The organism is Streptomyces sp. NPDC035033, from assembly GCF_040636735.1.
In the GTDB taxonomy this organism is placed as follows: domain Bacteria; phylum Actinomycetota; class Actinomycetes; order Streptomycetales; family Streptomycetaceae; genus Streptomyces.
On the sequence record NZ_JBEZUZ010000086.1, the window covers coordinates 1 to 23,743 of the forward strand.

The 23,743-nt window shown below is 75.4% G+C and carries 23 protein-coding genes and 1 tRNA gene; 3 read left to right on the forward strand and 21 right to left on the reverse strand.

What is annotated here, in order from left to right:
- Positions 1–253: 253 nt before the first annotated feature.
- Positions 254–1,057: a hypothetical protein gene (locus AB0E83_RS27790; RefSeq protein WP_362117522.1), complete on the reverse strand. Its 804-nt coding sequence runs from the start codon at positions 1,055–1,057 to the stop codon at positions 254–256.
- Positions 1,058–1,067: 10 nt separating this feature from the next.
- The gene (locus tag AB0E83_RS27795) at positions 1,068–2,459 is read right to left on the reverse strand and encodes a peptidoglycan-binding protein (protein ID WP_362117525.1); all 1,392 of its coding nucleotides are present in this window, start codon (positions 2,457–2,459) and stop codon (positions 1,068–1,070) included.
- Positions 2,460–2,642: 183 nt separating this feature from the next.
- On the opposite strand from AB0E83_RS27795, the gene AB0E83_RS27800 reads away from it, so the two are divergent.
- Positions 2,643–2,716, forward strand: a tRNA-Lys gene (locus AB0E83_RS27800).
- A 56-nt stretch (positions 2,717–2,772) separates the two neighbouring features.
- On the opposite strand, the gene AB0E83_RS27805 is transcribed toward AB0E83_RS27800, so the two are convergent.
- The 14 genes from AB0E83_RS27805 to AB0E83_RS27870 form a co-directional block, all read right to left on the reverse strand.
- Entirely contained in the window at positions 2,773–3,849 is a 1,077-nt protein-coding gene (locus AB0E83_RS27805) for a glycoside hydrolase family 6 protein (protein WP_362117528.1), read from the reverse strand.
- A gap of 127 nt (positions 3,850–3,976) precedes the next feature.
- Positions 3,977–4,624: a class F sortase gene (locus tag AB0E83_RS27810; RefSeq protein ID WP_362117531.1), complete on the reverse strand. Its 648-nt coding sequence runs from the start codon at positions 4,622–4,624 to the stop codon at positions 3,977–3,979.
- Positions 4,625–4,626: 2 nt separating this feature from the next.
- Positions 4,627–5,199, reverse strand: a complete 573-nt coding sequence (locus AB0E83_RS27815; protein WP_362117534.1) for a hypothetical protein — start codon at positions 5,197–5,199, stop codon at positions 4,627–4,629.
- 74 nt (positions 5,200–5,273) lie between these two features.
- Complete coding sequence (locus tag AB0E83_RS27820) at positions 5,274–6,053, reverse strand: HAD-IIA family hydrolase (RefSeq protein WP_362117537.1); 780 nt, start codon at positions 6,051–6,053, stop codon at positions 5,274–5,276.
- 80 nt (positions 6,054–6,133) lie between these two features.
- Positions 6,134–7,669, reverse strand: coding sequence for an alkaline phosphatase family protein (locus tag AB0E83_RS27825; protein WP_362117599.1), 1,536 nt, complete (start codon positions 7,667–7,669; stop codon positions 6,134–6,136).
- 133 nt (positions 7,670–7,802) lie between these two features.
- Positions 7,803–8,861 (reverse strand): 2-aminoethylphosphonate ABC transporter substrate-binding protein, encoded by a 1,059-nt coding sequence (locus AB0E83_RS27830; protein ID WP_362117540.1) that lies wholly within the window; start codon positions 8,859–8,861, stop codon positions 7,803–7,805.
- Positions 8,862–8,889: 28 nt separating this feature from the next.
- Positions 8,890–9,687, reverse strand: a complete 798-nt coding sequence (locus AB0E83_RS27835) for an ABC transporter permease subunit (protein WP_362117543.1) — start codon at positions 9,685–9,687, stop codon at positions 8,890–8,892.
- Positions 9,674–10,534, reverse strand: coding sequence for a 2-aminoethylphosphonate ABC transporter permease subunit (locus AB0E83_RS27840; RefSeq protein WP_362117546.1), 861 nt, complete (start codon positions 10,532–10,534; stop codon positions 9,674–9,676). The genes AB0E83_RS27835 and AB0E83_RS27840 overlap by 14 nt, the downstream gene beginning before the upstream one ends.
- Entirely contained in the window at positions 10,527–11,579 is a 1,053-nt protein-coding gene (locus AB0E83_RS27845; protein ID WP_362117549.1) for an ABC transporter ATP-binding protein, read from the reverse strand. The genes AB0E83_RS27840 and AB0E83_RS27845 overlap by 8 nt, the downstream gene beginning before the upstream one ends.
- Positions 11,576–12,259, reverse strand: coding sequence for a phosphonatase-like hydrolase (locus tag AB0E83_RS27850; RefSeq protein WP_362117602.1), 684 nt, complete (start codon positions 12,257–12,259; stop codon positions 11,576–11,578). Before AB0E83_RS27850 ends, AB0E83_RS27845 begins: the two co-directional genes overlap by 4 nt.
- Before the next feature lie 5 nt (positions 12,260–12,264).
- On the reverse strand, positions 12,265–13,386 hold the full coding sequence (locus tag AB0E83_RS27855) for a TIGR03364 family FAD-dependent oxidoreductase (protein WP_362117552.1): 1,122 nt from the start codon (positions 13,384–13,386) through the stop codon (positions 12,265–12,267).
- 135 nt (positions 13,387–13,521) lie between these two features.
- Positions 13,522–14,289, reverse strand: a complete 768-nt coding sequence (locus tag AB0E83_RS27860) for a GntR family transcriptional regulator (protein ID WP_362117555.1) — start codon at positions 14,287–14,289, stop codon at positions 13,522–13,524.
- Between the two features lie 142 nt (positions 14,290–14,431).
- The gene (locus AB0E83_RS27865; RefSeq protein ID WP_362117558.1) at positions 14,432–15,367 is read right to left on the reverse strand and encodes a hypothetical protein; all 936 of its coding nucleotides are present in this window, start codon (positions 15,365–15,367) and stop codon (positions 14,432–14,434) included.
- Positions 15,368–15,568: 201 nt separating this feature from the next.
- Positions 15,569–16,855 (reverse strand): ROK family transcriptional regulator, encoded by a 1,287-nt coding sequence (locus AB0E83_RS27870; RefSeq protein WP_362117561.1) that lies wholly within the window; start codon positions 16,853–16,855, stop codon positions 15,569–15,571.
- Between the two features lie 56 nt (positions 16,856–16,911).
- Between AB0E83_RS27870 and AB0E83_RS27875 the strand changes: the two genes are divergently transcribed.
- On the forward strand, positions 16,912–18,024 hold the full coding sequence (locus tag AB0E83_RS27875) for a Gfo/Idh/MocA family oxidoreductase (protein WP_362117563.1): 1,113 nt from the start codon (positions 16,912–16,914) through the stop codon (positions 18,022–18,024).
- 175 nt (positions 18,025–18,199) lie between these two features.
- Here AB0E83_RS27875 and AB0E83_RS27880 read toward each other — a convergent pair whose 3' ends face one another.
- From AB0E83_RS27880 to AB0E83_RS27895, 4 genes are all read right to left on the reverse strand, one after another.
- A complete protein-coding gene (locus AB0E83_RS27880; RefSeq protein WP_362117566.1) occupies positions 18,200–19,069 on the reverse strand; it encodes a fumarylacetoacetate hydrolase family protein in 870 nt (289 codons plus the stop codon).
- A 104-nt stretch (positions 19,070–19,173) separates the two neighbouring features.
- Positions 19,174–19,839 (reverse strand): membrane protein insertase YidC, encoded by a 666-nt coding sequence (yidC, locus tag AB0E83_RS27885; protein WP_362117604.1) that lies wholly within the window; start codon positions 19,837–19,839, stop codon positions 19,174–19,176.
- Positions 19,840–20,076: 237 nt separating this feature from the next.
- Positions 20,077–20,391: a DUF6412 domain-containing protein gene (locus AB0E83_RS27890; RefSeq protein ID WP_362117569.1), complete on the reverse strand. Its 315-nt coding sequence runs from the start codon at positions 20,389–20,391 to the stop codon at positions 20,077–20,079.
- Between the two features lie 93 nt (positions 20,392–20,484).
- Positions 20,485–21,018, reverse strand: a complete 534-nt coding sequence (locus AB0E83_RS27895) for a helix-turn-helix domain-containing protein (RefSeq protein ID WP_362117572.1) — start codon at positions 21,016–21,018, stop codon at positions 20,485–20,487.
- A 222-nt stretch (positions 21,019–21,240) separates the two neighbouring features.
- Between AB0E83_RS27895 and AB0E83_RS27900 the strand changes: the two genes are divergently transcribed.
- Entirely contained in the window at positions 21,241–22,818 is a 1,578-nt protein-coding gene (locus AB0E83_RS27900) for an MFS transporter (RefSeq protein WP_362117575.1), read from the forward strand.
- On the opposite strand, the gene AB0E83_RS27905 is transcribed toward AB0E83_RS27900, so the two are convergent.
- Positions 22,790–23,683: a class E sortase gene (locus AB0E83_RS27905; protein ID WP_362117578.1), complete on the reverse strand. Its 894-nt coding sequence runs from the start codon at positions 23,681–23,683 to the stop codon at positions 22,790–22,792. The genes AB0E83_RS27900 and AB0E83_RS27905 overlap by 29 nt on opposite strands.
- Positions 23,684–23,743: the final 60 nt, after the last annotated feature.

Consider the following 23,743-nt stretch of genomic DNA (forward strand, 5'->3'; position numbering starts at 1 on the left):
CCGCGAACGGGGCGCGGCGTCCGCCCCGAGGGGCGCGGCACCACGCGGCGCCCCCGCCGCCGGGGCCTCACCCGTCCCCGCGGAGACGCGAGCCGGGACGCCGCCCACCGCGGACGCCGCCACGGAGCGCGGCTCGGCCGGGCGTGCCTCGGTCGGGCGCGCCTCGGTCGTACGCGGCTCGGCCGACGGCGCCTCGACCGGGCGCGGCTCGGCCGGACGCGACCCCACCGAGCCCGACTCGGCCGGACGGGCCTCAGCCGGCCGTGCCTGGACCGAGCGCGGCTCCGCCGGGCGTGCCTCGGCCGGACGTGCCTCGGCCGGGCGCGACCCAACCGGGCGCGGCTCGGGGGGTGTCGGGGTGGCGGGTTCCAGGGGCGTCGGGGTTTCCGGAGCCGAAACCGGGCCCGAGACCGGGGTCGGGGTCGGGGTCGGGGTCGGGGTCGGCCCCGGGGCCGCAGTCGAGGTCGGAGCCGGGGCTGGCGCCGAAGCCGGGGCCGAGGCGGGGGTCGGGCTCGGGGCCGGGGCAGGAGCCGGGCCCGGGGCCGAGGCTGGAGCCGGGGCCGGGGCAGGAGCCGAAACCAGGCCCGGAGCCGGAGCCGAGGCTGGGGCCGGAGCCGAAGCGGAAGCCTGAGCCGAGGCGGAAGCCGAAACCGGGCCCGCAGCCGGAGCCGGGGCTGGAGCCGGGGTCGGGGCCGAGAGCGGAGCCGCAGCCGGGGCCGGAGCCGGGGTCGGGCCCGCAGCCGGAGCCGCAGCCGAAACCGGAGCCGGGGTCGCAGCCGAAACCGGAGCCGGGGCCGCAGCCGAAACCGGAGCCGGGGCCGCAGCCGGAACCGGAGCCGGGGCCGAAACCGAGGTCGGAGCCGGGGCCGGGGCCGAAACCGAGGTCGGGTCCGGAGCCGGGGCCGAAGCCGGCGTCGGGGCCGAAGCCGGGGTCGGGGTCGGGGGGCGGCGGGGGAGGGTGCCGTCGGTGAGGCGGCGGGCGGTGCGGGCCGCGTCGCGCGAGGCCGCCGCGCCGGAGTCGTTGGGGGGTGCTGCCGTCATTCGGGGTCCACCTCATGCTCTCGGGGTCATCGGAACAATCGCCGCCAGGTCTCCGGGCCCGGGTAGCCGTCGGCCGCCGCGCCGCGCCAGCCCTGTGCCCGCTGGAACGCCTCGACGTTGCGGCGGTCCGCCTCCGTCCAGCGCGGACCGGGTCCCGACAGGTAGTGCTTGCCGAAGCCCCGCTTCACCAGTTGTTTGCCCAGCTTCTCCACATATGCGTTGGATTGGCCCGGACGGAAGGAGCCACGCCCGGGGAACCCGTTCGCATCTGCGCTCGGGCCGCTCGAACCACTCGAACCGCCGATGTCCCGCCCCCCGCCCGAGACGAGGAGCCTCCAGGTGTGCGGGCCCGGCATGCCGTCCGCCTCCGCGCCCTTCCAGCCCTGCGCGAGCTGGAACGCCCGGGTCGCCCTGCGGTCGGCCTCGCCCCACCGGGGGCCGGGCCCCTGGCTGTAGAACCGCTTGCCGCCGCGCTCGGCCAGCATCCGGCCGAGCTTCGTCACGTGGGCGTTGTTCGCGCCGGGGCCGAAGTACGCCGCGCCCGGGTACGCGGTGCCCGTGGGCGCCGTCGCACCGCCGCCCGCGCCGGTGTCGCCGCCGGCCAGGCCCTTGTAGCGGTAGGCCACGTACCGGGCGGAGTTCTCCCAGTACGCCATCGGTGTGGCCTGCTTCCGCGTGCGCGGCTTGGTCTGTTCGTACGCGACGTACGCCGTGTGGGTGTAGTCCGTCCAGCCGCCGAAGATCGTCACGTGCGAGCCGCGGGTGGGGTTGGCCGGGTTGTGGAAGAGCAGGATGTCGCCGGGCTGGAGCTCGGTGCGGTCGATGCGGACGGCGAAGCGGTCGAGGCTGCCGGTCCACTCGTTGCTGCGCAGGTTCCAGGCCATCGAGATGTAGCCCGAGCAGTCCTGGCGGTACCCGTCCGACCAGTACTTCTCCATCGAGTACGGCACCTGGGCGGCGACCCACCGCTTCGCCCGGTTGATGATCTCCGTGCGGGTCGTCCTGCGCAGCGACTCCGTGGAGATCTGACTGGTCGTCGGGACCGCGCCCGGGGTGGGCGCCTCGTCGGCCGGCGCGGCCGGCGGGCCGTGCAGCGGGGCGGGTCCCCCCTGCGGGGTGTCGGACACCTGGGCCGCGTCGGCGGGCGCGGCCGGGACGGGCGGGCGCACCGGGATCGCCGGGATCACCGGCACCGGGGTCGTGGGGGCCGGGGCCGCGACGGCGCCGCTCGCCCCTCCCCCGCCCAGGACGGCGCCCGCCGCCGTCACCAGGACCAGGGCACGGCGGGCGCCGTGCGCCGCCGGATGGCCGCCCGCACGGACCGGCAGGCCCAGCGCGAGGTCGCGGCGCCGCCGGGCGCAGCCCGGGCAGCCGCAGTCGGCCGCGGGTTCGAATTCCTCGAAGACCGGCACGCTCATGCGATCCCCTCCACACTCGTCAAGATCTTTTCGGGCCTCGTTTCGGGCGCCAGTTTCTCAACTGTCTGGACAAATCGCATTTTGACGGATCAACGGCCTGATACGACCATCCGACAGGCCGGAGACGGTCGCCGTTGGTCAGGAGCACCCCTGGACGTCGGGTAGAGTTATCTCTGTCAGCAGGCGCCGCTAGCTCAGTTGGTTAGAGCAGCTGACTCTTAATCAGCGGGTCCGGGGTTCGAGTCCCTGGCGGCGCACCGACCAGGAAGGCCCCTCGCGAGAGCGAGGGGCCTTCCTGTTTACCGTGCCCCAACTACCGTGCGTTGCGGGCCAGTTCCAGCGCGTAGGCGTCGAACCACTCCCCCGCCCGGGGGCCGCCCCGGCACTCCCCGTCCGACTCGCCGGGCCGCTTGATCCACAGGTAGGCGCGGACCAGCGGGTCGCCGGTGCGCGGGGTCGGCGGCTCGCCGAGCGCCCGGCCCGGCGGGTTGCACCAGTTCTCCGCCGGGTCGCCCGCCGTGTAGGGACCGTTCCCGTTCCGGCTGGTGTCGACGACGAAGGGCTTCCCGCCGACCAGGGCGGAGAGCCGGCGCCCGTACGCCACGCTCTCCTCGGTCGTCCGGAAGTTCGAGACGTTCACCGCGAAGCCGTCCGCCGCCCCGATGCCGGCCCGCCGCAGCGGTTCCGCCAGGTTCTCCGGCGCGGACCAGCCCGCGTTGCCCGCGTCCAGGTGGACGGTGACCAGGGGCTGCCGCTTCAGCCGCTCGACGGCCGCCTTGAGCAGGGCGTACCGCTCGTCGTGGTGCCGCTCGGGCGTGCAGCCGTCGACCATGTGCATCACCGCGTCCGGCTCCAGGACCACCGTGGCCCGCCGCCCGCCGATCCCCCGGGCGACCGCGTCCACCCGGGCGAGGTACGCCGCTCCGTCCGGCGCGCCGCCGGCCGAGTGCTGCCCGCAGTCGCGGTGCGGGATGTCGTAGAGGACGAGGAGCGAGGCCCGTCCGGCCTTCGCCGCCGCCTCGGTGAGCGCCCGCGCCTCCGCCTCGGGACGGTCGGGGCCGATCCACTCCGCGACCGGGCGGGTGGAGATCCGGCTCAGCAGCTCGGCCTCGGCGGTCCGGCCCGCCGCGCGGTGGGCGGCGACCGCCCGCGCGGCCTTTCCGTCCGGATTCACCCAGTAGGGTGCCTCGGCCGCCGCCGGGGAGGGGCCGGGCGCGCCCGGTTCCGCGTCGGCCCCCGTACCGCCCCCTCCGCCCGGGACGCCGCAGCCCGCGACGGCGACGGCGGCGAGCGCGAGGACCGGGGCGAGGAGGCGCGCCCCTCTCCGGGCCCCCGGGCGGGCGGCCTCGGGGGCGGACGGGGGCGGGGACGCGGGCGGGCGTGCGGGCATGCGGGCCCCTCGGGCGCGTGCGGGGACGGCGAAGGCGTGCCCATCGTGGCACGGCGGCGCTCCGGGCCGTGCGAGACACGGCCCCGCGCGGCACGGGAACCTCCCGGCCCCGCCCGCCGCCTCCGGTCTATTCCGCCGCCGTCAGGTACGCCGAGACGACGACGTTCGCCGTGTACGTGCCCGTCGCGCGGTCGAAGGTGCCGCCGCAGGTGATGAGGCGGAGTTCGGCGCGGGCCGGGTCGCGGGGGCCGTAGACCGCGCGGGCGTCGAAGCGGTCGCGCGGGACGACGCGGACGTCGTCCACCGTGAAGACGGCGACGGCCCCGTCCGCGCGGACGACCCGGACGGTCTCGCCGGGGCGGGCGGCGCTGAGGCCGTAGAAGACGGCCGGGCGGGTCCGGGTGTCGACGTGGCCGACGAGGAGGGCGGGCCCGGCCGCGCCGGGCGTGGTGCCGGGGCCGTACCAGCCGACGGTCTGCGGCGTCTCGTACGGCGGCGGGTCCACCGCCCCGGTGGCGTCGAGGCCCCGGGGGACGACGGGGGCGTCGATGCCGAGGGCGGGGATCTGGACGCGGCGGGGTTCCGCCGCGCCGGATATCGGCGGGCGGGACGGCGGCAGGTCCACGGCCGGCGGGCGGCCGACCGCCGCGATGTCGCCGTGCGTCGGGGCCGAGCTGCCGCCGGGTCCCCGGACGGTGTCCTGGCCCCAGAGCCAGAGCCCGAGGAGCAGGACCGCCCAGGCCACTCCGGTGACCGGGCGGCTCGACGCGGCCACCCCTATTCCGCGCGGCGGCGGCGGGAGCTGCGGAAGGCGACCGCCACGGCGGCGACGCCCGCCATGCCGAGGCCGAGCAGGGTGTACGGGGTGCCGAGGCCGTCCTCGCTCGCCGTCTGGGCGACGCCGGGCGCGACGGGGGCCGCGAAGGCCGCGGTGCCGCCGCCGCCCGCGCGGACCGGCGCGACCGGGGCCGGGGCCTGGCGGTGGGCGGGCTCCTGGTGGCGCGTGACGGTGACCGTGCCGACGTCGGGGTGGTCGTGGCCGTCGCAGGTGACGGAGACCTTGTACGTGCCGTCCTCCAGGCCCGTGCGGACGGTGGCGCCGCCGAAGAGGGGGGAGCCGCCGTCGCGGCCGGTGAGCTCGGCGTCCGCGACGAAGGCGGGGGACTTGGCGGCGCCGGTGGTGCCTCCGCAGCCCTGGACGCGGACGTCGACGTCGGCTCCGGGGGCGGCGGTGGCCGGGGTGGCGGTGACCTGGACGCCGTCGTGGGCGAGGGCGGTGCCGGCGGCGGGCGCGAGCACCAGAGCCACGGCCGCCCCCGCGGCACGGAGAGCGATGGGACCTGAACGCATGGTGACCTCCTGGTACTGGCAGGGTCACCCGTTCCGGCGCTTTCCGCATCCGCAGGGGTCACGCTCCGTGCGGGCTACACGCGGTCGACGAGGTCCGCGATCGACTTCACGATCTTCGAGGGGCGGTACGGGAAGCGGTCGATCTCCGCCTCCGTGGTGAGGCCGGTGAGGACGAGGAAGGTCTGCATGCCCGCCTCCAGGCCGGCCAGGATGTCGGTGTCCATGCGGTCGCCGATCATCGCGCTGGTCTCGGAATGGGCGCCGATCGCGTTGAGGCCGGTGCGCATCATCAGCGGGTTGGGCTTGCCCGCGAAGTAGGGCTCCTTGCCGGTGGCCTTGGTGATGAGGGCGGCGACGGAGCCGGTGGCGGGGAGCGGGCCCTCCAGGGAGGGGCCGGTCTCGTCCGGGTTGGTGCAGATGAAGCGGGCGCCGGCGTTGATGAGGCGGACGGCCTTGGTCATGGCCTCGAAGGAGTACGTGCGGGTCTCGCCGAGGACGACGTAGTCCGGGTCGTGGTCGGTGAGGACGTAGCCGATGTCGTGCAGGGCGGTGGTGAGGCCGGCCTCGCCGATGACGTACGCGGTGCCGCCGGGGCGCTGGTCGTCGAGGAACTTCGCGGTGGCGAGCGCCGAGGTCCAGATGTTCTCCACGGGCACGTCGAGGCCCATGCGGAGGAGGCGGGCGTGCAGGTCGCGGGCGGTGTAGATCGAGTTGTTGGTGAGGACCAGGAACGGCTTCCCGGTCTCCCGCAGCTTCCTGATGAACGCGTCGGCGCCGGGGATCGGGACGCCCTCGTGGATGAGGACGCCGTCCATGTCGGTGAGCCAGGATTCGATCGGCTTGCGCTCTGCCATGGGTGCGGGACTCCTGCCGTACGTGACGTGCGTGTGCTGGGGGCGACGCGACAGCGCTGTGGCGACGCCCCCAGCCTAGGTCAGGAAGGCGTGACGGTGACCCCGTCGATCGTCCAGTACCAGTTGTTGGAACCGGTGTAACGGAAGCGGAAGCTGACGTTCGACGCGCCGGCGGGGACGGCGACGGTGAGCGCCTGCGGCTGGGAGATCACGTCGGACGTGTAGCTCTTGACGAGGGTGGGGGTGCCGCCGTTGAAGGAGACGAGGACCTCGGCCTTCTGGGCGCCCTCCTGGCGGTAGAAGGTGGTGAAGCCGAGGGTGACGCGGGCGGCGCCGGCGACCGCGTACGCCGGGGTGACCAGGGTGGTGTCGTACGCGCCGGAGAAGGACTTGTCCGCCCACTCGTCGGAGTCGGCGACGGCGAAGACGCCGCGGGCGCGGACGTTGAGCTCGCGGGACTGGTCGCGCTGGGCGCGGGACCAGAACTCGTCGGTGGCGAAGGACCAGCCGCGCCACTCGGTCACGCCGCCGGTGCCCATCGCGCTGTTGATGACGGACCAGCCGCTGGGCGGGGTGTGGGTGAAGCCGAGGACGCCGGTGGGGATGCCGGTCTCGTCGACCCGGCCGCCCAGCGAGCCGTACAGGGTGTCGAACGGGTCGGTGGAGCGCTGCTGGATCGGCTTGCCGTCGAGGCCCCAGGACGGGTCGGGGACGATGCCGAGCTGGTGGAAGACGGTGGCGGCGACGTCGACGAGCCGGGTGTCGATGGGGCGGGCGCCGGCGGCGATGCCGGGGCCCTGGGCGAGGACGAAGGTGCGGCGCTCCTCGACGGCGGAGCCGCCGTGGCCGCCGGCGTCGGTGTGGCCGTGGTCGGTGGTGACGATGACGGTCCACCGCTCGGAGGCGTACGTGGGGCGGGCCTGGATCGCGGCGAGGAGGCGGCCGAGGTAGGCGTCCTGGACGTCGATGGCGTCGAGGTACTTCTGGCTGGCGGCGCCGTAGGTGTGGCCGATCTCGTCGGTCTCGCCGAAGTAGACGAAGAGGACGTCCGGGTTCTGGTCGCGCAGGACGGACTCGGTGAGGTCGGTGATCACCTTGTCGTTGACGACGTAGTTGTTGTTGTAGACGAGCTTGGCGTCCGCGCCGGGGGTGACGGTGCCGTGGGTGTCGAGCTCGGGCCAGTCGACGGCGGCGAAGAGGGAGAGCTGGGGGCGGACCTGGTGCAGGCGGGCCAGGAAGCCGGGGTACTTGGCGTAGTTCTTGCCGGTGAAGGTGTTGTCCTTCACGCCGTGCTTGTCGGGCCAGACGCCGGTGGAGATCGTCGACCAGCCGGGGCCCGAGGAGGTCGCGGCCATGGGGTTGGCGTAGAGCAGGGAGCGGCCGTAGGTGCCGTTCGCCATCAGGGACTTGAGGGTGGGGGCCTTGGCGGCGTCGATCCGGTCGTACCGCAGGCCGTCCATGCCGACGACGAGGACCTTGTCGAGGCTGGTGCCGTTCGGCAGCGTCGGGGCCGCCGCGTGGGCGGCGGGGGCGGTCGCGAGGCCGGTGGCGGCGAGGGCGGTGCCGGCGGCGCCGGCGGCGAGCACGGTGCGGCGGGAGATGCCGGGGAGCGGCATGTCGGTGTCCTCCACGAGAGGGGGGAAGCGGTGGATACGCACACCAACGCCCCTGATTTCTCAGGGGCGTTGGTCCGTACCCGTTATCTTTCCGCTATCCGCGGAGGGGGTCGAGGGGACGTGCGGTGAACTCTCAGCTTCCGGTCGCGGACTTCCACGCGTCGACGTAGGACGACAGGTTCTTGTCGATGTCGGCCCAGTCCGGCTCGAAGATCTCGACGCCCTCGATCAGCCGGGCGAGCTCGATCGCGTTGGCGTCGGTGGCCTTGATGTCCTTGCGGGCCGGGAAGCCGCCGCCGACGGCGCTGACCTCGCGCTGCGCGCCCTCGCTCAGCATGAAGTCGAGGAGCTTCTTGCCGTTCTCGGTGTGCGGGGCCTTATCGACCAGGCCGGCCGCGTAGGGCAGCGCGAAGGTGGTGGGCTTGCCGCCCTCCTTGGCCGGGAACCAGATGGCGAGGTTCGGCATGGACTTGGCCTGGGCGAAGTTCATCTGCACGTCGCCGTTGGCGACGAGGAGTTCGCCCTTGTCGACCTTGGGGGCGAGCTTGGAGGTGGAGGAGGACGGGCCGACGTTGTTGGCCTGGAGCTTCTTCAGGTACTCCATGGCGGGCGCCTGGCCGCCGAAGTCGTGCATGGCCTTGATGAGGACGGCGGTGCCGTCGCCGGCGACGCCGGGGGTGGAGTACTGGAGCCTGTCCTTGAACTTCCCGTCGAGCAGGGCCTCCCAGGTGCCGGGGGCCTCGGGCAGCTCCTTCTTGTTGTGGATGAAGCCGAAGTAGTTGTTGACGACGGAGGTCCAGGAGCCGTCGGCGGCCTTGTCGGCGCCGTCGACCTGGTCGGCGCCCTTCGGCGTGTACTTCTGGAGGAGGCCCTTGGAGCCGGCCTGCTGGATGAAGGGCGGGAGGGTGACGATCACGTCGGCCTGCGTGTTGGACTTCTCGCGGAGGGCCCGCTGGACCATCTCCCCGGAGCCGCCCTCCACGTACTTCACCTTGATGCCGGTCTCCTTCTCGAAGTCGGCGAAGACCTTGTCGTACCAGCCGTCGCCCTTCTCGCCCTTGAGGCCGTCGGCGCTGTAGACGGTGACGACCTTCTCGTCGGAGGCGGCGGAGGAGCCGCCGCAGGCGGTGAGGGAGGCGGCGAGGGCGAGGGTTCCGGCGACGGCGGCGACCGGCTTGGCGTGCGTCAGCATGACGTCGTTCTTCTCCTGGCGTGCGGGGTCAGCGGTAGGACGCTCGGTTGCGGATGCGGGAGACGGCGAGCAGGACCAGCAGGGTCGTGGCCATGAGGACCACGGCCAGCGCCGATCCGGTGAACAGGGACCCGCGGTCGGTGGCGGTGAAGACCAGCACCGGCAGCGGCATCCAGTCCGGCGGGTAGAGCATCATCGTGGCGCTCAGCTCCCCCATGGACAGGGCGAAGCAGAGCCCGGCGGCGGCGCTCAGCGAGGGCAGCAGCAGCGGCAGCTTGACCCGGAACAGGACGTACGCGGGGCGGGCGCCGAGTCCGGCCGCCGCCTGCTCGTACATCGGGTCGAGGCGGCGGATGGCCGCCGAGACCGACTGGTGGGCGAAGGCCGTGACCAGCACCGTGTGGGCGAGGATCACGATCCAGCGGGTGCCGTTGAGGAGCAGCGGCGGCCGGGAGAAGGCCACCAGGACGGCGAGGCCGACGACCACCGACGGCACGGCGAGCGGCAGCACGAACAGCGCGTCGAGGACCCGTCGGCCCCGGCCGCGCAGGGACGCGGCGGCGAGCGCGGCCCAGGTGCCGAGGGTGAGCGCGAGGAGGCTCGCGGCGGCGGCGGTGACGAGGCTGGTCGTCAGGGCCCGCAGCGACTCGCCGCGGACGGCCGCCGCGTAGTGCTCGGCCGTCGGGCCGGAGGGGAAGGCGCCGGACCAGTGGGTGGAGAAGGACGCGGCGGCGATGACGAGGAGCGGGACGGCGAAGAGCGGCACGAAGAGGACCGCGAAGACCAGCCAGGACGCCCACCGTCCGGTACGGCTATGCACCAGCACGCTTGCTCACCACCCGGTAGACGGCGTAGAGGCCGACGGAGATCGCGACGTTGACGACGGCGACCACGCAGGCGGCGGCGTAGTCGGATTCGAGGATGGCCTTGGAGTAGACGAGCATCGGGAGGGTCGTGACGCCCTTGGCGCCGGTGAAGAGCACGATCCCGAACTCGTTGAGGCACATGACGAGGACGAGGCTGCCGCCGGCCGCGAGCGCGGGCAGCGCCTCCGGGAGGATCACCTTCCGCACGATCCGCGCGGGCCGGGCGCCGAGCGAGGACGCCACCTCCAGCTGGGCGGTGTCCAGCTGGGAGAAGGCGGCGAGCAGCGGGCGCATCACGAACGGCGTGAAGTACGTGATCTCGGCGAGGAGCACGCCCCACGGCGTGGTGAGGAAGTGGAAGGGCCCCTCGGCGGCGCCGGTCACGCCGGTCCACAGGCCGTTGGCCATGCCGACCGTGCCGTACACGAAGAGCAGGGCGAGCGTGATGAGGAAGGAGGGGAAGGAGAGGAAGACGTCGATGAAGCGGGAGACCGCCTTCGCACCGGGGAAGGGCACGAACGCGACGATCAGCGCGAGGACGAAGCCGAGGAGGAGACAGCCGACGGTGGCGCCGACCGCCAGCCACACGGTGGTGACCAGCGCGTCCCGGAACGACGCGGAGGCGAACACGTCGGCGTACGCGCCGGGCGCCAGCGACTCCTGGACGACGAGCCCCAGCGGGTAGAGGAAGACGAGCCCGAGGACGGCGACGGGCGGCAGCGCCCACACCCAGGCGGGGACGGTACGGCTCCGGGCCGGGCGGCCCGCCGCGACGACGGGCGGCGCGGCGACCCGGGCGCTAGCCACCGTTCACCCCTGCCGCGAGCAGCACCGCGTCCTCGGGCGCGAAGTGCAGGGTGATCTCCTGGCCCAGCGGCGGCGTGTCCCGCAGCTCCCGCACGTCCGCCTTGACCCGGTGCCCGTCGACGTCGACGTACAGGCGGTGGGTGGCGCCGCGCCACTGGACCTCGGCGATCCGGCCGCGCAGGGCGTTGGGGCCCTCGCCGAGGCCGACGAGGTGGGGGCGGACGCAGAGGGTGGCGGCGGCGCCGGGGGCCGCGCCGTCGACGGGGACCTTCAGGGCGGTGCCGGCGAAGTCGACGCCGTCGGCGCCGACCCGCACCGGCAGCAGGTTGGCGTTGCCGACGAAGGAGGCGGTGAACTCGGTGCGGGGCCGCCGGTACAGCTCCTGCGGGGTGCCGCAGTCCTGGAGCCGGGCCTTGTCCATGACGGCGATCCGGTCGGCGAGGGTCAGCGCCTCGACCTGGTCGTGGGTGACGTACAGGACGGAGACGTCGGGGAGTTCGCGGTGGAGCCGGGCCAGCTCGGCGAGCATCCCGGAGCGGAGCTGCGCGTCGAGCGCGGAGAGCGGCTCGTCGAGCAGCAGGACGTCGGGGCGGATGGCGAGGGCGCGGGCGATGGCGACGCGCTGCTGCTGGCCGCCGGAGAGCTCGCGCGGGTGGCGCTTGGCGTAGGCGCCCATCCCGGTCATCTCCAGGGCCTCGGCGACCCGGGCGGGGATCTCGGCCTTGGGGTGCTTGCGCGCCTTCAGCCCGAAGGCCACGTTCTCGTCGACGCGCAGGTGCGGGAAGAGGGCGTACTGCTGGACGACCATGCCGATGCCCCGCTGGTACGGCGGGAGGTCGGTGACGTCCCGGTCGCCGATCCACACCCGCCCCGCGGAGGGCCGGACGAAGCCGGCGACCGCGCGCAGGGCGGTGGTCTTGCCGGAGCCGGACGGCCCGAGGAGGGCCATCACCTCGCCGGGCTCGACGGTGAGGGTGAGCCCGTCGAGGACCGTGGTGGCGCCGTACGCGACGGAGACGCCGTCGAAGCGGATGCCGCTGGTCACGACTCGTACTCCCGTATCGCGTCCGGGAGTCCGGCGACGGAGCCGAGGACGTGGGTGGCGCCGTGCGCGGTGAGCGCGGCCTTGTCGTGGGCGCCGGTGAGGACGCCGGCGACGATCCCGGCGCCGGCCCGGACGCCGCTGAGCATGTCGTACGAGGTGTCGCCCGCGACGACCGTCTGCCGGACGTCGGCGACGGCGCCGGTGCGGAGGAACGCGGTGAGGACCATGTCCGGGTACGGGCGGCCCCGGCCGCCGGCGTCGGCCGGGCAGAGCGTGAGGTCGGCGAGGTCCCGCCAGCCGAGCGCGTCGAGGATGGCGTCCTGGGTGACGCGGGCGAAGCCGGTGGTGAGGACGACGGTGCGGCCCTGCTCGCGGAGCGCGCCGATGGTCTCGGCGGCGCCGGGGACGGGGGCGATCAGGCCCTCGGAGACCAGCGCGCCGTACGCCTCCTCGAAGGCGAGGTTGGCCTGCCGGGCGCGGTCCTCGTCGCCGCCGAGCAGGTGCCGGAAGACGGAGATCTTGGACTCGCCCATGGTGGCGCGGACGTGGTCGATCATCGTGGCCGGGTCCTCGCCGAGGCGTTCGGCGGCGGCCGTGAAGGCCCGCTCGACGAGGCCGTCGTCGGCGACGGTGGTGCCCGCCATGTCGAGGACGATCAGGTTCTGCTGCTTGTCGGTCATCTGCTTCACCAGCCCAGTTCGTTCGCGGTCGTCTCGGCGATGGCGGGCGAGCACGTCATGCCCCGGCCGCCGGGTCCGGTCACGAGCCAGACCCCGTCCCGCACCCGCTGCCGGTGCACGACCCGGGTGGTGTCCACGCACTGCGCGTACACGCCGGCCCAGCGGCGGCGGATCGCCGGCAGCGGGCGGCCGAGGAGGGACTCGACGACGCGGACCAGGTGCTCGTAGGGGTCCTCGACGGTGTCGAAGGCGAAGGGGTGCTCGTACTCGTGGGTGTCGCCGATGGTCAGCCCGCCGTCGAGACGCTGCACCATGAGCAGCTGCATCTTGTGGGCGGCGGCGGTCGGGTCCTGCGCCTGGCCTGCGTTGAGGGCTTCCAGAGCCCCCGACTTGTAGGCCGGGTAGTAGCGGAAGGAGTCCGCGTCGGCGACGGAGGTGGTCAGCGGCTCGCCGAGCGGCGCGGTCTGCATCATCTGGAGGCGGACCCGGCGGACGGGGATCGGTCCGGCGACCTCGCGGACCAGGCCGGAGAGCCAGGCGCCGGTGCACAGGACGACGGCGTCGCCGCTGTGCAGGTCGCCGTGGTCGTCGCGGACGGCGTGCTCGCCGACGACCTCGCGGACCTCGCGGTTCGGGAGGAAGGTGTAGCGGCCGGTCGCGAGGAGCGCCTCGCGGAGGGCGAGCTGCGCGGTGCGCGGCTCGACGGCGGCGTCCCGCTCGCACCACAGGGCGGCGTCGAAGGCGCCGCGCAGGGCCGGGTTGACCGCCCGTGCCTCCTCGGGGGTGAGCAGCTTGTAGCCGCGGGCGGCGGCGTCGTCGCGGGTGACGGCCGCCTCGGCGACGGCGAGCTCCAGCGCGCCCCGGACGGGGGTCAGGGAGCCGTTCGCCCGGAAGCCGAGACGGGGGACGCGGGAGCCGATGTCCTCCCAGAGCTCGCGGGCCCGCAGGGCGGTGTCGAGCTCCTCGCCGCCCGCGCGCCCGCTGACCCAGATCTGGCCGAAGTTCCTCAGGGAGGCTCCGCGCGCCTCGGCCTCGCGCTCGATGTGCACGACCTCGTGGCCGCGTTCCACTGCCTGCCAGGCGTGCATGGTGCCCACCACGCCGGCTCCTACGACGATCACCTTCATGCCGTCCACGGTCGGGGCGGCGGGTGACCCGGGCCGGTCGGGTGGGCGACGGGACGGTGAACGGCCCGACAAACCTGGACTAGACCCGTTACCTTCCCGTGATGTTCGAAGGTGGCGGTATCGGGGCGTTCCCGGTCAGTCCTGGCGGCCGAGGTGGGTGGTGAAGCTGAAGCGGTCGCCCCGGTAGAGGGTGCGGACCCGCTCCAGCGGCCGGCCCTCCTCGTCGCGGGAGACGCGGTGCAGCAGCAGCATCGGCAGGGCGGGCGGGGTGCCGATGAGCAGGGCCTCGCGCGGTGTGGCGAGCACCGTCTCGATCCGCTCGTCGGCGTCGCCGAAGGAGATGCCGAGCCGGTCGCGGAGGTAGCCGTAGAAGGAGGAGTCCGGGTCGAAGTCGGTGTCCAGGCGCGGGACCCGGGCCTCGGAGACGTACGTGCTCTCCAGGCCGACCCGCTCGTCGTCGGCGAGCAGCACCCGCTCCATGTGCCAGACGGGCGCGCCGGGCTCCACGCCGACCTCGGGGGCGAGCGCGGCGGGGCAGGAGAAGCGGTCGAGGGAGACGATGCTGCGGCCGGGACGGCGGCCCTGGCGGCGGACGCCCTCGGTGTAACTGGCGAGCGAGAGCGGCTGTTCGAGCTTGGGCCCGGCGACGACCGTGCCCCTCCCCCGCCGGCGCAGCCTGCCCTCCAGGAGGAGTTCGCGCAGGGCCTGCCGGACGGTCTCGCGGGACACCTCGTACCGGACGGCGAGGTCGCGCTCGGGAGGCAGCACCCCGCCCTCCCCCAACTCGTCGACGAGGACGGCGAGTCGCGCCTTCACCGCGTAGTACTTGGGCACCCGGCCGTGCTCGGGGACGCCGGAGCGGACGGGGGCGCCGGGGGCGCTCGGGGCGTGGTGCTGGTTCATCCGGGGATCGTCGCAGACGGGGGTGAACGGGAGGGTGTACGGAGGGTGACCCGCGGGTTCAGGGAAGGGGGCGGCGCGTCAGGCGGCGGGCCGTACGGGGTCAGGGAGGGGGGCGGCGCGTCAGGCGGCGGGCCGTACGGGGTCAGGGGCGGGGACGGCGCGTCAGGTGGCGGGCGGCGCGGGTGAGGAGGGCTCCGGTGAGGGCGAGGGCCGCCGCCCAGGGGGCCAGGGGGGCGGCGTCCTCCGGTCCCGTGTGGGCGAGTTCGGGGCGCGGGTGGGCGGGTTCGGGGCGCGGGCGGAGGGCGGGGAGGGAGTCCGGAGGGGAATCGGGGAGCGGATCGGGACGGGCCGAGCCGCCGGGGTCCCGGTCGGCGGTGGGCGGCGCCGAGCCGTCGGGCGCCGGGGTGGGGCGCGCCGGCCCGTCCGGCGGGTCGGCGGGGGCCGAGGGGGAAGCGGCGGGCCGGGACGGGGCGGCGGGGACGGGCGGGCCGATCGTGAGGCGGTAGTCGTCGGAGCGGCCGACCCAGTCGCCGTCGGCGCCCCGGCGCTGGACGAGCGCGGCGTTGACGACGACCTCCTCGGGGACGGCGTCCGCCCGGAAGGCCAGCCGGACGGGGACGGTGACGGTCCGCCGGGCGGGGACGGCGAAGCCGTCGAAGCCGGTGAAGGCGCCGACGCTCTCGGCCTCCTCCGTCGCCTCGAAGGCGACCGGCCGCCAGCGCGCGGCCCGCGCGTCGTAGAACTCCAGCCGGATCTGCTCGGGCCTCAGGACCCGCTCCTCGTCGGCGAGGACGAGCACCGGGTGCACCCCGGCGCAGGGGCTGCCGGTGGTGTTGCGCAGCTCCAGCTCCCAGGACCGGAACTCCCCTCCGGCGGGGTAGTCGGCGGGCCCGTCCTGGATCCGGGTGGCGAGCGGGAAGTCCGCGCCGGAGGCGCTGCCGCAGACGGGGGCGGGGGCGGGTTCCGGGGCCGCGGGAGCCGCCGGGGCCGGGGCGGCGGCGGGCAGGGTGAGGGCGAGGGCGGCGGACGCGGCGGCGAGGGCGGGGGCGCTGCGCAGGGGCCGGGGTGCGGGTGCCATGTGCGGATGCCTTTGCTGCTCGCGGACGTACGGCTCGCCCGCGACGCTGCCACACGGACCGGCCCGGAACGGGCGGCGACACCGTCCGGGGCCCCGACCGGCCCGCGAATCCGCCCGATCAGCGTATGGTCCGACGATCCGACGAACGGCCCCGTGCCGACGGACCTGCCTGGACCGGCGGACCTGCCTGGACCGGCGGATCTACTCGGGCCGGCGGGCCTGCCCGGGCCGACGGCCCCGCGCCGCCTCCTGGCCGAAGCCTCGGTCGAAGCCTCGGTCGAAGGCCCGGTCGAGGTCCCGGTCGAGGTCCTGGCCGAAGACCGGCGCCAGGGCGAGGTGGGCCGCGCCGACGGCCACCGCGTGCGGGTCGGCCGCGACCTCGACGGGCGTCGGGAGCCGCAGGCCGGCGAGCACGCCGGCCACCCCGTCCGCGAAGAGCCCGGGCGCGCCCAGGACGACCCGGCCGCCGAGCAGCACCCGGTCGATGTCGAGGAGCCGGACGAGGTTGGCCGCGCCGGTGCCGAGAACCCGCGCGGCCCCGGGCAGGTCGCCGCGGGCCACCGCCGCGAGGCACAGCGCCTCCAGGCAGCCGCGCGCGCCGCAGACGCACGGCTCCCCGTCGAGCTGGACGGTCTGGTGGCCCAGCTCGCCGGCCCCGGTCCGCGCGCCGCGCAGCGGGACGCCGCCGACGACGAGCCCGGCGCCGAGCCCCGTACCGAGGTGGACGTAGGCGAAGGAGCGGGGCGCGCCGGGGCGGAGGGCGAGCCCGAGGGCGGCGGCGTTGGTGTCCTTGTCGAGCGTGACGGGCAGGCCGAGCCGCGCCTCCAGCACGTCCCGCACCGCGTACCCGTCCCACACCGGCGCCCCCGTCACCCGCCCCGGCACCCCGCGCGCGTGGTCCAGCGGCCCCGGCATGGCCACCCCGATCCCGAGCACCGCGCCGGTGCCGGCGCCGCCGCCGCCCGCGTCGGTGCCGGTGTCGGCGCCCGCGTCGGTACCCGTGCCCGTGCCGGTGCCGTTGTCGGCGCCCGTGTCCGTGCCCGCGCCGATGCCGGCGCCGGTCAGCAGCGCCCGTACCTCCTCCGTCAGGACCGTCAGGGCGGGCTCCGGGCCCTCGGCCAGGGTCAGGGGGCGGTGGCGGAGGGCCACCGGGGTGCCGGTGAGGTCGGCGAGGACGAGGGTCAGGCCGTCCCGGTCGAGGTGGGCGCCGACGGCGTGCGCGGCGGTGGGGACCAGCCGCAGCACCGTACGCGGCTTGCCGCCGGTCGAGGCGCGGTGGCCGGCCTCGGCGGCCAGGCCCTCGGCGCGCAGCCGGGCGGTGATCTTGCTGACGGCCTGCGGGGTGAGACCGGTGCGCTCGGCCAGTTCGAGACGGCTGATGCCCGCCGCGCCCGCCGTGCGCAGCAGGCCGAGCACGAGCGCCGCGTTGTGGCCGCGCAGCGCCGCCAGATTGGCTCCGCCGCCGGGGTCCCTCCGTATCACCGTCACCGGCCCATTCTCCCCCCTGCTTGCACTTCGGCAACAGCGTTGCTTAAGTGGCGGCCATGACGCCCACGACCACCTCCCGCCCCCTCCGCGTCGGCCTCGTCGGCTACGGCCTCGCGGGCTCCGTCTTCCACGCCCCGCTGATCGCCGCCTCCCCCGACCTGACGCTCGCCGCCGTCACCACCGGCAGCCCCGAGCGCGCCGCCGAGGCACGGGCCGCCCACCCCGGCGTCGAGGTGCTCGCCCGCCCGGAGGAGCTCTGGGCGGACGGGGGCCCCGGGCTCGACCTCGTCGTCGTCGCCTCCCCGAACAAGACCCACGTGCCGATCGCCGGGGCCGCCCTGCGGGCCGGCCTGCCCGTCGTCGTCGACAAGCCGCTCGCCGCGACCGCCGCCGAGGCCCGCGGCCTCGCGGAGCTCGCCGAGGAGCGGGGGCTGCTGCTCTCCGTCTTCCAGAACCGGCGCTGGGACAGCGACTTCCTCACCCTCCGCCGCCTCCTGGACGAGGGCGAGCTGGGCGAGGTCCAGCGCTTCGAGTCCCGCTTCGAGCGGTGGCGGCCGCGTCCGAAGGGCGGCTGGCGCGAGTCCGGCGCCCCGGAGGAGATCGGCGGCCTCCTCTACGACCTCGGCAGCCACGTCGTCGACCAGGCGCTGGTCCTCTTCGGCCCCGCCGTCTCCGTCTACGCCGAGTCGGACGTCCGCCGGCCGGGCGCGGAGGCCGACGACGACACCTTCGTGGCCGTCACCCACGCGAACGGCGTCCGCTCCCACCTGTACGTGAGCTCCACCGCCGCCCAGCTCGGCCCCCGTTTCCGGGTGCTCGGGCAGCGCGCCGGCTTCGTGACGTACGGCCTCGATCCGCAGGAGGCGGCGCTGCGCGAGGGGCTGCGGCCCGGCCCCGGCACGGCCTGGGGCGTGGAGCCCGAGGCGCTGTGGGGCCGGATCGGGGCCGGGGAGTCCCCGCTGACCGGCGGCGGGACCCCGGTCGAGTCGGTGCCGGGGGACTACCCGGCGTACTACGCGGCCGTCGCCGCCGCCCTGCGCGGCACCGGTCCGAACCCGGTCACCGCGCTCGAGGCGGCGGACGCCCTGGACGTCCTGGAGGCGGCCCGGCGCTCGGCCCGCGAGGGCGTCACGGTCAGGCTGCCCCGCCCGGCCGGCGGCGCCGGCTGACGGCGACGAGGACGCCGCCGCCGAGGGCGAGCCCGACCGCCGTCACGCCCATGACGACCTCGCCGGTTCCGGCGCCGGTTCCGGTGCCGGCGTCCGGACCGGGCCGGTCAGGTCCCCGGTTCGGACCGGCCTCGGACCGGCCCCGGACCGGTCCCCGGACCGGCCTTCGGACCGGTCAGGCGCTCTTCAGCTCCTGGCGCTGGCGGCCCAGCCCCTCGATCTCCAGCTCGACGACGTCGCCGGGGCGGAGGTACGGCTTGGGCTCCGGCTGCCCCATGGCGACGCCGGCGGGCGTGCCGGTGTTGATGATGTCGCCGGGGTAGAGGGTCATGAACCGGCTCACGTACCGGACGACCTCGGCGACCGGGAAGATCTGGTCGGAGGTGTGGCCCTCCTGCTTCAGCTCGCCGTTGACCCACAGCCGCAGGGTGAGGTCCTGCGGGTCGGGCACCTCGTCGGCGGTCACCAGCCAGGGCCCGAGCGGGTTGAAGGTCTCGCAGTTCTTGCCCTTGTCCCAGGTGCCGCCGCGCTCGATCTGGAACTCGCGCTCCGAGACGTCGTGCGCGAGCGCGTACCCGGCGACGTGCGCCAGGGCCTCCTCGTCGGTCTCCAGGTAGCGGGCGGTCCGGCCGATGACGATCGCCAGCTCGACCTCCCAGTCCGTCTTCACCGAGCCGCGCGGCACGAGGACGGTGTCGTCCGGGCCGACGACGGTGTCGGCGGCCTTGAGGAAGACGACCGGCTCGGCCGGGGTGGCCTGGCCGGTCTCGGCCGCGTGACCGTGGTAGTTCAGCCCGATGCACACGACCTTGCCGATCCGGCCGACCGGCGGGCCGACCCGCAGCCCGGTGGCGTCGCCCGAACCGCCGTACGCGGGGAGCACGCCGGCCTCCGCGGCGGCGCGGATCCGGTCGAGCGTGGCGGTGTCGGCGAGCAGACCGCCGTCGATGTCGTCGGTGAAGGAGGACAGGTCGCGGAGGGTCCCGTCCCCGTCGAGGAGGGCGGGACGCTCGGCGCCCGGCGGGCCGACGCGCAGCAGCTTCATGGTCTTCTCCCTGTGGTCGAGGTGGGCCCGGGGGGAGGCCCTTCGGTGCCCCGGCCGATGGAGTGCGGCCATCGGAGGATCGTCCGATCCTCCAAGACTCCCGTTCACCCCGCAAGACCCCGTTCAGCCTGCGGACCCTTACGCGTGAGTAGGGAGCGCTCGGCGACGGCCCAGGTGGTGCTGGTGACGAGGTAGAGCGCGACGGCGAGCGGGACGAAGGCGATGGTCACGACGGTGCCGAAGGAGAGCAGCGGCAGGACCCTGCCGAGCGCCGCGGGGGCGCCGTCGGCCGGCGTCCGCGCCGCCTCCCGCCGGGCCCGCCGGTACTGGTACGCGGCGACGGCGGCCACCGCGAAGAGCGCCAGGTAGACCAGTCCGGCCGGCCCGTAGGGCCCGCCGTCGGCGACGGCTTCGGTCCAGCGCCCGTCCAGCGGGGCGGCGAGGAGGTCGTGCCCGGCCATCCGGTCGCCGGAGGAGAAGAGGGAGTACAGGAGGAGGAACGCGGGCGCCTGGAGCAGACCCGGCAGGATCCCGGCGAACGGCGAGACCTTCTCCTCGGCGTACAGCCCCATGACCGCCCGCTGGAGGCGCTCCGGGTCGTGCCGGTGCTTCTCGCGCAGCGCGGCGACCCGGGGCGCGAGCCGGACGCGGGCCTCCTGCCCTCGGACGGCGGCGCGGGAGAGGGGGTGGACGGCGAGCCGGACGAGGACGGTGAGGAGGACGACGGCGGCGGCCGTCGAGGCGCCGGCGGCGAGGGGCTGGAGGAGCAGGGCGAGCCGCTCGACGAGCGCGGAGAACGCGTCGAGGAGGGAGGAGGGGAGGAGGGAGAAGGAGAGGGGCTGGGAGAGGGGGAGGGGCTGGGAGAGCGGCAGGGGGAGGGAGTCGGGCAGGGGGAGAAGCTGGTGGTCGGGCAGGGACAAGGGAACCCTCCGGGGTTCGTCGTGCCGGGGATGGGGTGTCTCGGCATGACGGACCGCGCGAAGGCGTCCTTCGCGGTGGGAGGACTCCTACGCGGCCGTCGGGAGGGGACGGCCGGGGGCCCGGGGCCGGCAGCGGCCGGCGGCGTCGGGGTCGCGCTGCGGGAGGAAGGCCGTACGGCGGGCCCGGTCGCGCAGCGCGGTGCGTATCAGGGTGGGCGGCACGGCCGGAGCCGTACGGGCGCCGACGAGGGCGCGGACGACGGTGGCGGCGGCGACGGCGACGGCCGCGCCGACGGAGGCGTCCGAGAGGAGCGACCCGGCGAGCGGGACCGCGAGCGCGAGGAGCACGGTCAGGAGGGCGGCGAGGGGCGCGACGCGGCGCAGGACCCGACTCCCGCTCATCACGCCCCCCGTTCCCCGTACTTCACCGTCCACTCACCGTCCACTCACCGTCCACCGGGAACGACGAACAGGAGTGCGGCGGAGTTCCCACCCTCACGGGATCGCCGACGGGTCCAGCGGGACGAGGAGCCGGCGGGGCCGGAGGAGGGCGCGGGAGACGGGGTCGGCGGGGTCGGGGTCGAGCCCGGCGCCGGGCCGCATCTCGACGTCGGCGGGCGCGACGGGGACGCGACAGGCGGGGCAGTCGCCGCGCGGCCCGAGTTCGGTGCCGCAGTCGGCGTGGTGGAAGTGGCGCATGGGGACGGTGCCGGGGATCTCGTCCCTCCCCCAGGCGCCGAGGGCCCACAGCACGGGCCAGAGGGCGACGCCGCGGTCGGTGAGGACGTACTCGTCGCGCGGCGGGGAGTCCTGGTAGCGGCGCCGGTCGAGGACACCGGCGTCGACGAGGGCCTGGAGGCGGGCGGCGAGGACGGCGCGGGGGGCGCCGAGGCGGGTGAGGAAGTCGCTGTAGCGGCGGACGCCGTAGAAGGCGTCGCGCACGACGAGGAGGGTCCAGCGCTCGCCGACGACTTCGAGGGCGCGGGCGACGGAGCACTGCTGCTGGGCGTAGTCCTTGCCGAGGGCCATGCCCACCAGCGTACCGAAAGGGGGTTCATTGAACGAACCAAGGAGGGTAGGGTACGGGTTCAATCAATGAACCAGCGGGTGCTGAAGCGGCGGCCACCGGAGCCGCAGGGCCCGAGCCCCCGGTCATCGAAGCCGTAGGACCACCGAACTCGCAGCCCACGAACCCGTAGCCCCTTGAACCCGTAGCCCCTTGAACCCGCAGGCGACCGGACGGAGACCCCCGTGCGCACAGCCCCCTCCCGCCCCCGGAACATCACCCCCGCCCCCGGCCGCGCCTCTCCCCGCACCCTCACCGTGACCGCCGTCGCCACCGCCCTCGCCCTGATGAACTACACGGCGCCGATGGTCACCCTCCCCGCGATGGCGGACGCCTTCGGCACCCCGTCCTCGGCCCAGGCGTGGCTGCTCAACGGCACCCCGCTCGGCCTCGCCGCGCTGCTCCTGGTGGCGGGCGCGCTGGCCGACGCGCACGGCCGGCGCAGGGTCTTCCTGCTCGGCACCCTGGCCCTGGGCGTGACGACGGTGCTCGGCGCGTTCGCGGGCACGACGGCACTCTTCACGGCGGCGCGGATCGCGCAGGGCGCGGCGAGCGCGGCGGTCCTCGCCGGCAGCCTGGGCCTGCTGGCCGTCGCGTACCCCTCGGGCCGGGACCGGATCCGGGCCACCGGCGTCTGGGGCGCCTCGGTGAGCGGCGGGATCGCCCTCGGCCCGCTCCTGGCGGGCGCGCTCAGCCTGACGGACTGGCGGCTGGCCTACGCGGTCCTGGGCGCGGCGGCCCTGGCGACGGCGGCGGTGGGGGCCCGCACCCTCGCGGCCCCGGCGGAGGCGGCCGGAGCCGAAGGGGCCGGAGCCGAACGCCCCGGGACCGAGCGGCCCGCGACCGAACGATCCGGTGCCGAGCGGCCCGGAAGGGACCACCCCGCAGGCGAACGGCCCGGAAGGGACCACCCCGCAGGCGAACGGCCCGCGATCGAACACCCCAGGGGCGAACGGCCCGGGGGCGGAGACCCCGCGCCCGAACGGCCCCCGGGCGGCCGCCCCGACCTGGCGGGCGCGGCGACCCTGACGCTCGCGCTGGCGGCCCTGCTCACCGCCCTGACGCTGGGCCGGGACGGCTGGCTGCGCCCGGTGATCGGCGTGCTGCTCCTGGCGTCGGCGGCGTTCACGGCCCTGTTCCTCCTGGTCGAGCGCCGGGCGGGCAGGCGGGGCGGAAACCCGGTGATCGACCTGGGCCTGCTGCGGAAGCCCGCGTTCCGGGTGTCGACGGCGGGGGCGCTGTTCACGGGCCTCGCGGTGATCGGCCTGTTCAGCGTGGTCCCGGCGCTGCTCCAGCGCGGGACGGGGATGTCGCCCCTGGCGGCGGCCTGGCTCTTCGTCCTCTGGTCGGGCACGTCGTTCGTGGTGGCGCTGCAGGCCCGCCGGCTCGCGGCCCGGCTCTCCGCCCCGTACCAACTGGCCCTCGGCTTCGTCCTGTCGGCGGCGGGCGTCCTCGCCCTCCTCGGCACCCTCGACTCCCCCGCCCTCCCCTGGCCGCGCCTGATCGCCGGCCTGGTGGTGGCGGGCGCGGGCAGCGGCCTGCTGAACGCGGCGCTGCCCCGGCTCGCCGTCGACTCCGTACCACCGGAGCGGGCGGCGATGGGCTCCGGCGCGAACAACACGGCCCGCTACATCGGTTCGGCGGCCGGCGTGGCGCTGATGCTCGCCCTGTCGGCGGCGGGCCCGGACGCGCCCCTGGTGGCCGGCGCGGTGCTGGCCCTGGCGGGCGCCGGCCTCACCGCCGCAGGGTCGCCCAGACGATGAGCCGGTAACGGGAGGTGAACTCGGGCGTGCAGGTGGTGAGGGTGAGGTAGGAACCGGCCTTGGAGTACCCGTACGAGGGCTTGACGACCGACCGGGGCACGGGCTGGATGACGCCGGTGTCGCGCGGCGAGGTCACCGGCAGGATCTGGTCGACCCGGTAGGTGTACGTCCCCTCCCTCGTCCGCAGCGTGATCTCGTCGCCCTTGCGCAGCCGGTTCACGTACCGGAACGGCTCGCCGTGCGTGTTCCGGTGCCCGGCGAGCGCCACGTTCCCGGCCCGCCCGGGCGCGGCGGTGCCGGGGTAGTGCCCCACGTACCCCTTGTCGAGCACCCCGTGCTTGGAGATCCCCCGGGCGACGGGCACGGTGAGCCCGATGCGGGGGATGCGGAGCACGGCGAAGGTCTCGCCGGAGGAGGACGCGGCGGTCTTCCCGGCGGAAGGGCCCCCGCCGGAAGACCCGCCGCCCCCGGCCCCTCCACCGGAAGGGGAGGACCCGCCGGAGGGGGAGGAACCACCGGGGGAGGACCCAGCGGAGGAGGAAGAACCACCGGAAGGAGAAGAACCGCCGGAGGAAGAGGAACCACCGGAAGGAGAGGAACCCACTGGAGGAGAGGAACCGCCGGAGGAGGACGGCCCGCCGGGAGGAGAGATGTCCCACTCCCGCTCCAGCACCCGCACCTGCTCGCCGGCCTCGGCGCGGGCCTGCTGGTTGGTCCACCACAGCTGGTGGACGACCAGCAGCAGGATGAGAACGCCGCAGGTGACGACGGTCTCGGCGGCGAGCCGGAGCGCGCGGACGAGCCCACGGCGCCCCGAGCGCGCCTGGACGACGACCGGCACCCTCTCGCGTCCCCTGTCCCGCACGCCCGGCACGATAAGCGCTGCGGCGCCAACTCTCCAGGGCCGTACGGCAGTACGGTGAAC

Excerpts from the sequence above, each read along its gene's own strand:
- AB0E83_RS27790 (WP_362117522.1), bottom strand. The coding sequence starts at position 1,057 with ATGAGGTGGACCCCGAATGACGGCAGCACCCCCCAACGACTCCGGCGC.
- AB0E83_RS27795 (WP_362117525.1), bottom strand. The coding sequence starts at position 2,459 with ATGAGCGTGCCGGTCTTCGAGGAATTCGAACCCGCGGCCGACTGCGGC.
- AB0E83_RS27805 (WP_362117528.1), bottom strand. The coding sequence starts at position 3,849 with ATGCCCGCACGCCCGCCCGCGTCCCCGCCCCCGTCCGCCCCCGAGGCC.
- AB0E83_RS27815 (WP_362117534.1), bottom strand. The coding sequence starts at position 5,199 with ATGCGTTCAGGTCCCATCGCTCTCCGTGCCGCGGGGGCGGCCGTGGCT.
- AB0E83_RS27820 (WP_362117537.1), bottom strand. The coding sequence starts at position 6,053 with ATGGCAGAGCGCAAGCCGATCGAATCCTGGCTCACCGACATGGACGGC.
- AB0E83_RS27825 (WP_362117599.1), bottom strand. The coding sequence starts at position 7,669 with ATGCCGCTCCCCGGCATCTCCCGCCGCACCGTGCTCGCCGCCGGCGCC.
- AB0E83_RS27830 (WP_362117540.1), bottom strand. The coding sequence starts at position 8,861 with ATGCTGACGCACGCCAAGCCGGTCGCCGCCGTCGCCGGAACCCTCGCC.
- AB0E83_RS27850 (WP_362117602.1), bottom strand. The coding sequence starts at position 12,259 with ATGACCGACAAGCAGCAGAACCTGATCGTCCTCGACATGGCGGGCACC.
- AB0E83_RS27855 (WP_362117552.1), bottom strand. The coding sequence starts at position 13,386 with ATGAAGGTGATCGTCGTAGGAGCCGGCGTGGTGGGCACCATGCACGCC.
- AB0E83_RS27860 (WP_362117555.1), bottom strand. The coding sequence starts at position 14,289 with ATGAACCAGCACCACGCCCCGAGCGCCCCCGGCGCCCCCGTCCGCTCC.
- AB0E83_RS27865 (WP_362117558.1), bottom strand. The coding sequence starts at position 15,367 with ATGGCACCCGCACCCCGGCCCCTGCGCAGCGCCCCCGCCCTCGCCGCC.
- AB0E83_RS27875 (WP_362117563.1), top strand. The coding sequence starts at position 16,912 with ATGACGCCCACGACCACCTCCCGCCCCCTCCGCGTCGGCCTCGTCGGC.
- AB0E83_RS27880 (WP_362117566.1), bottom strand. The coding sequence starts at position 19,069 with ATGAAGCTGCTGCGCGTCGGCCCGCCGGGCGCCGAGCGTCCCGCCCTC.
- AB0E83_RS27890 (WP_362117569.1), bottom strand. The coding sequence starts at position 20,391 with ATGAGCGGGAGTCGGGTCCTGCGCCGCGTCGCGCCCCTCGCCGCCCTC.
- AB0E83_RS27895 (WP_362117572.1), bottom strand. The coding sequence starts at position 21,018 with ATGGCCCTCGGCAAGGACTACGCCCAGCAGCAGTGCTCCGTCGCCCGC.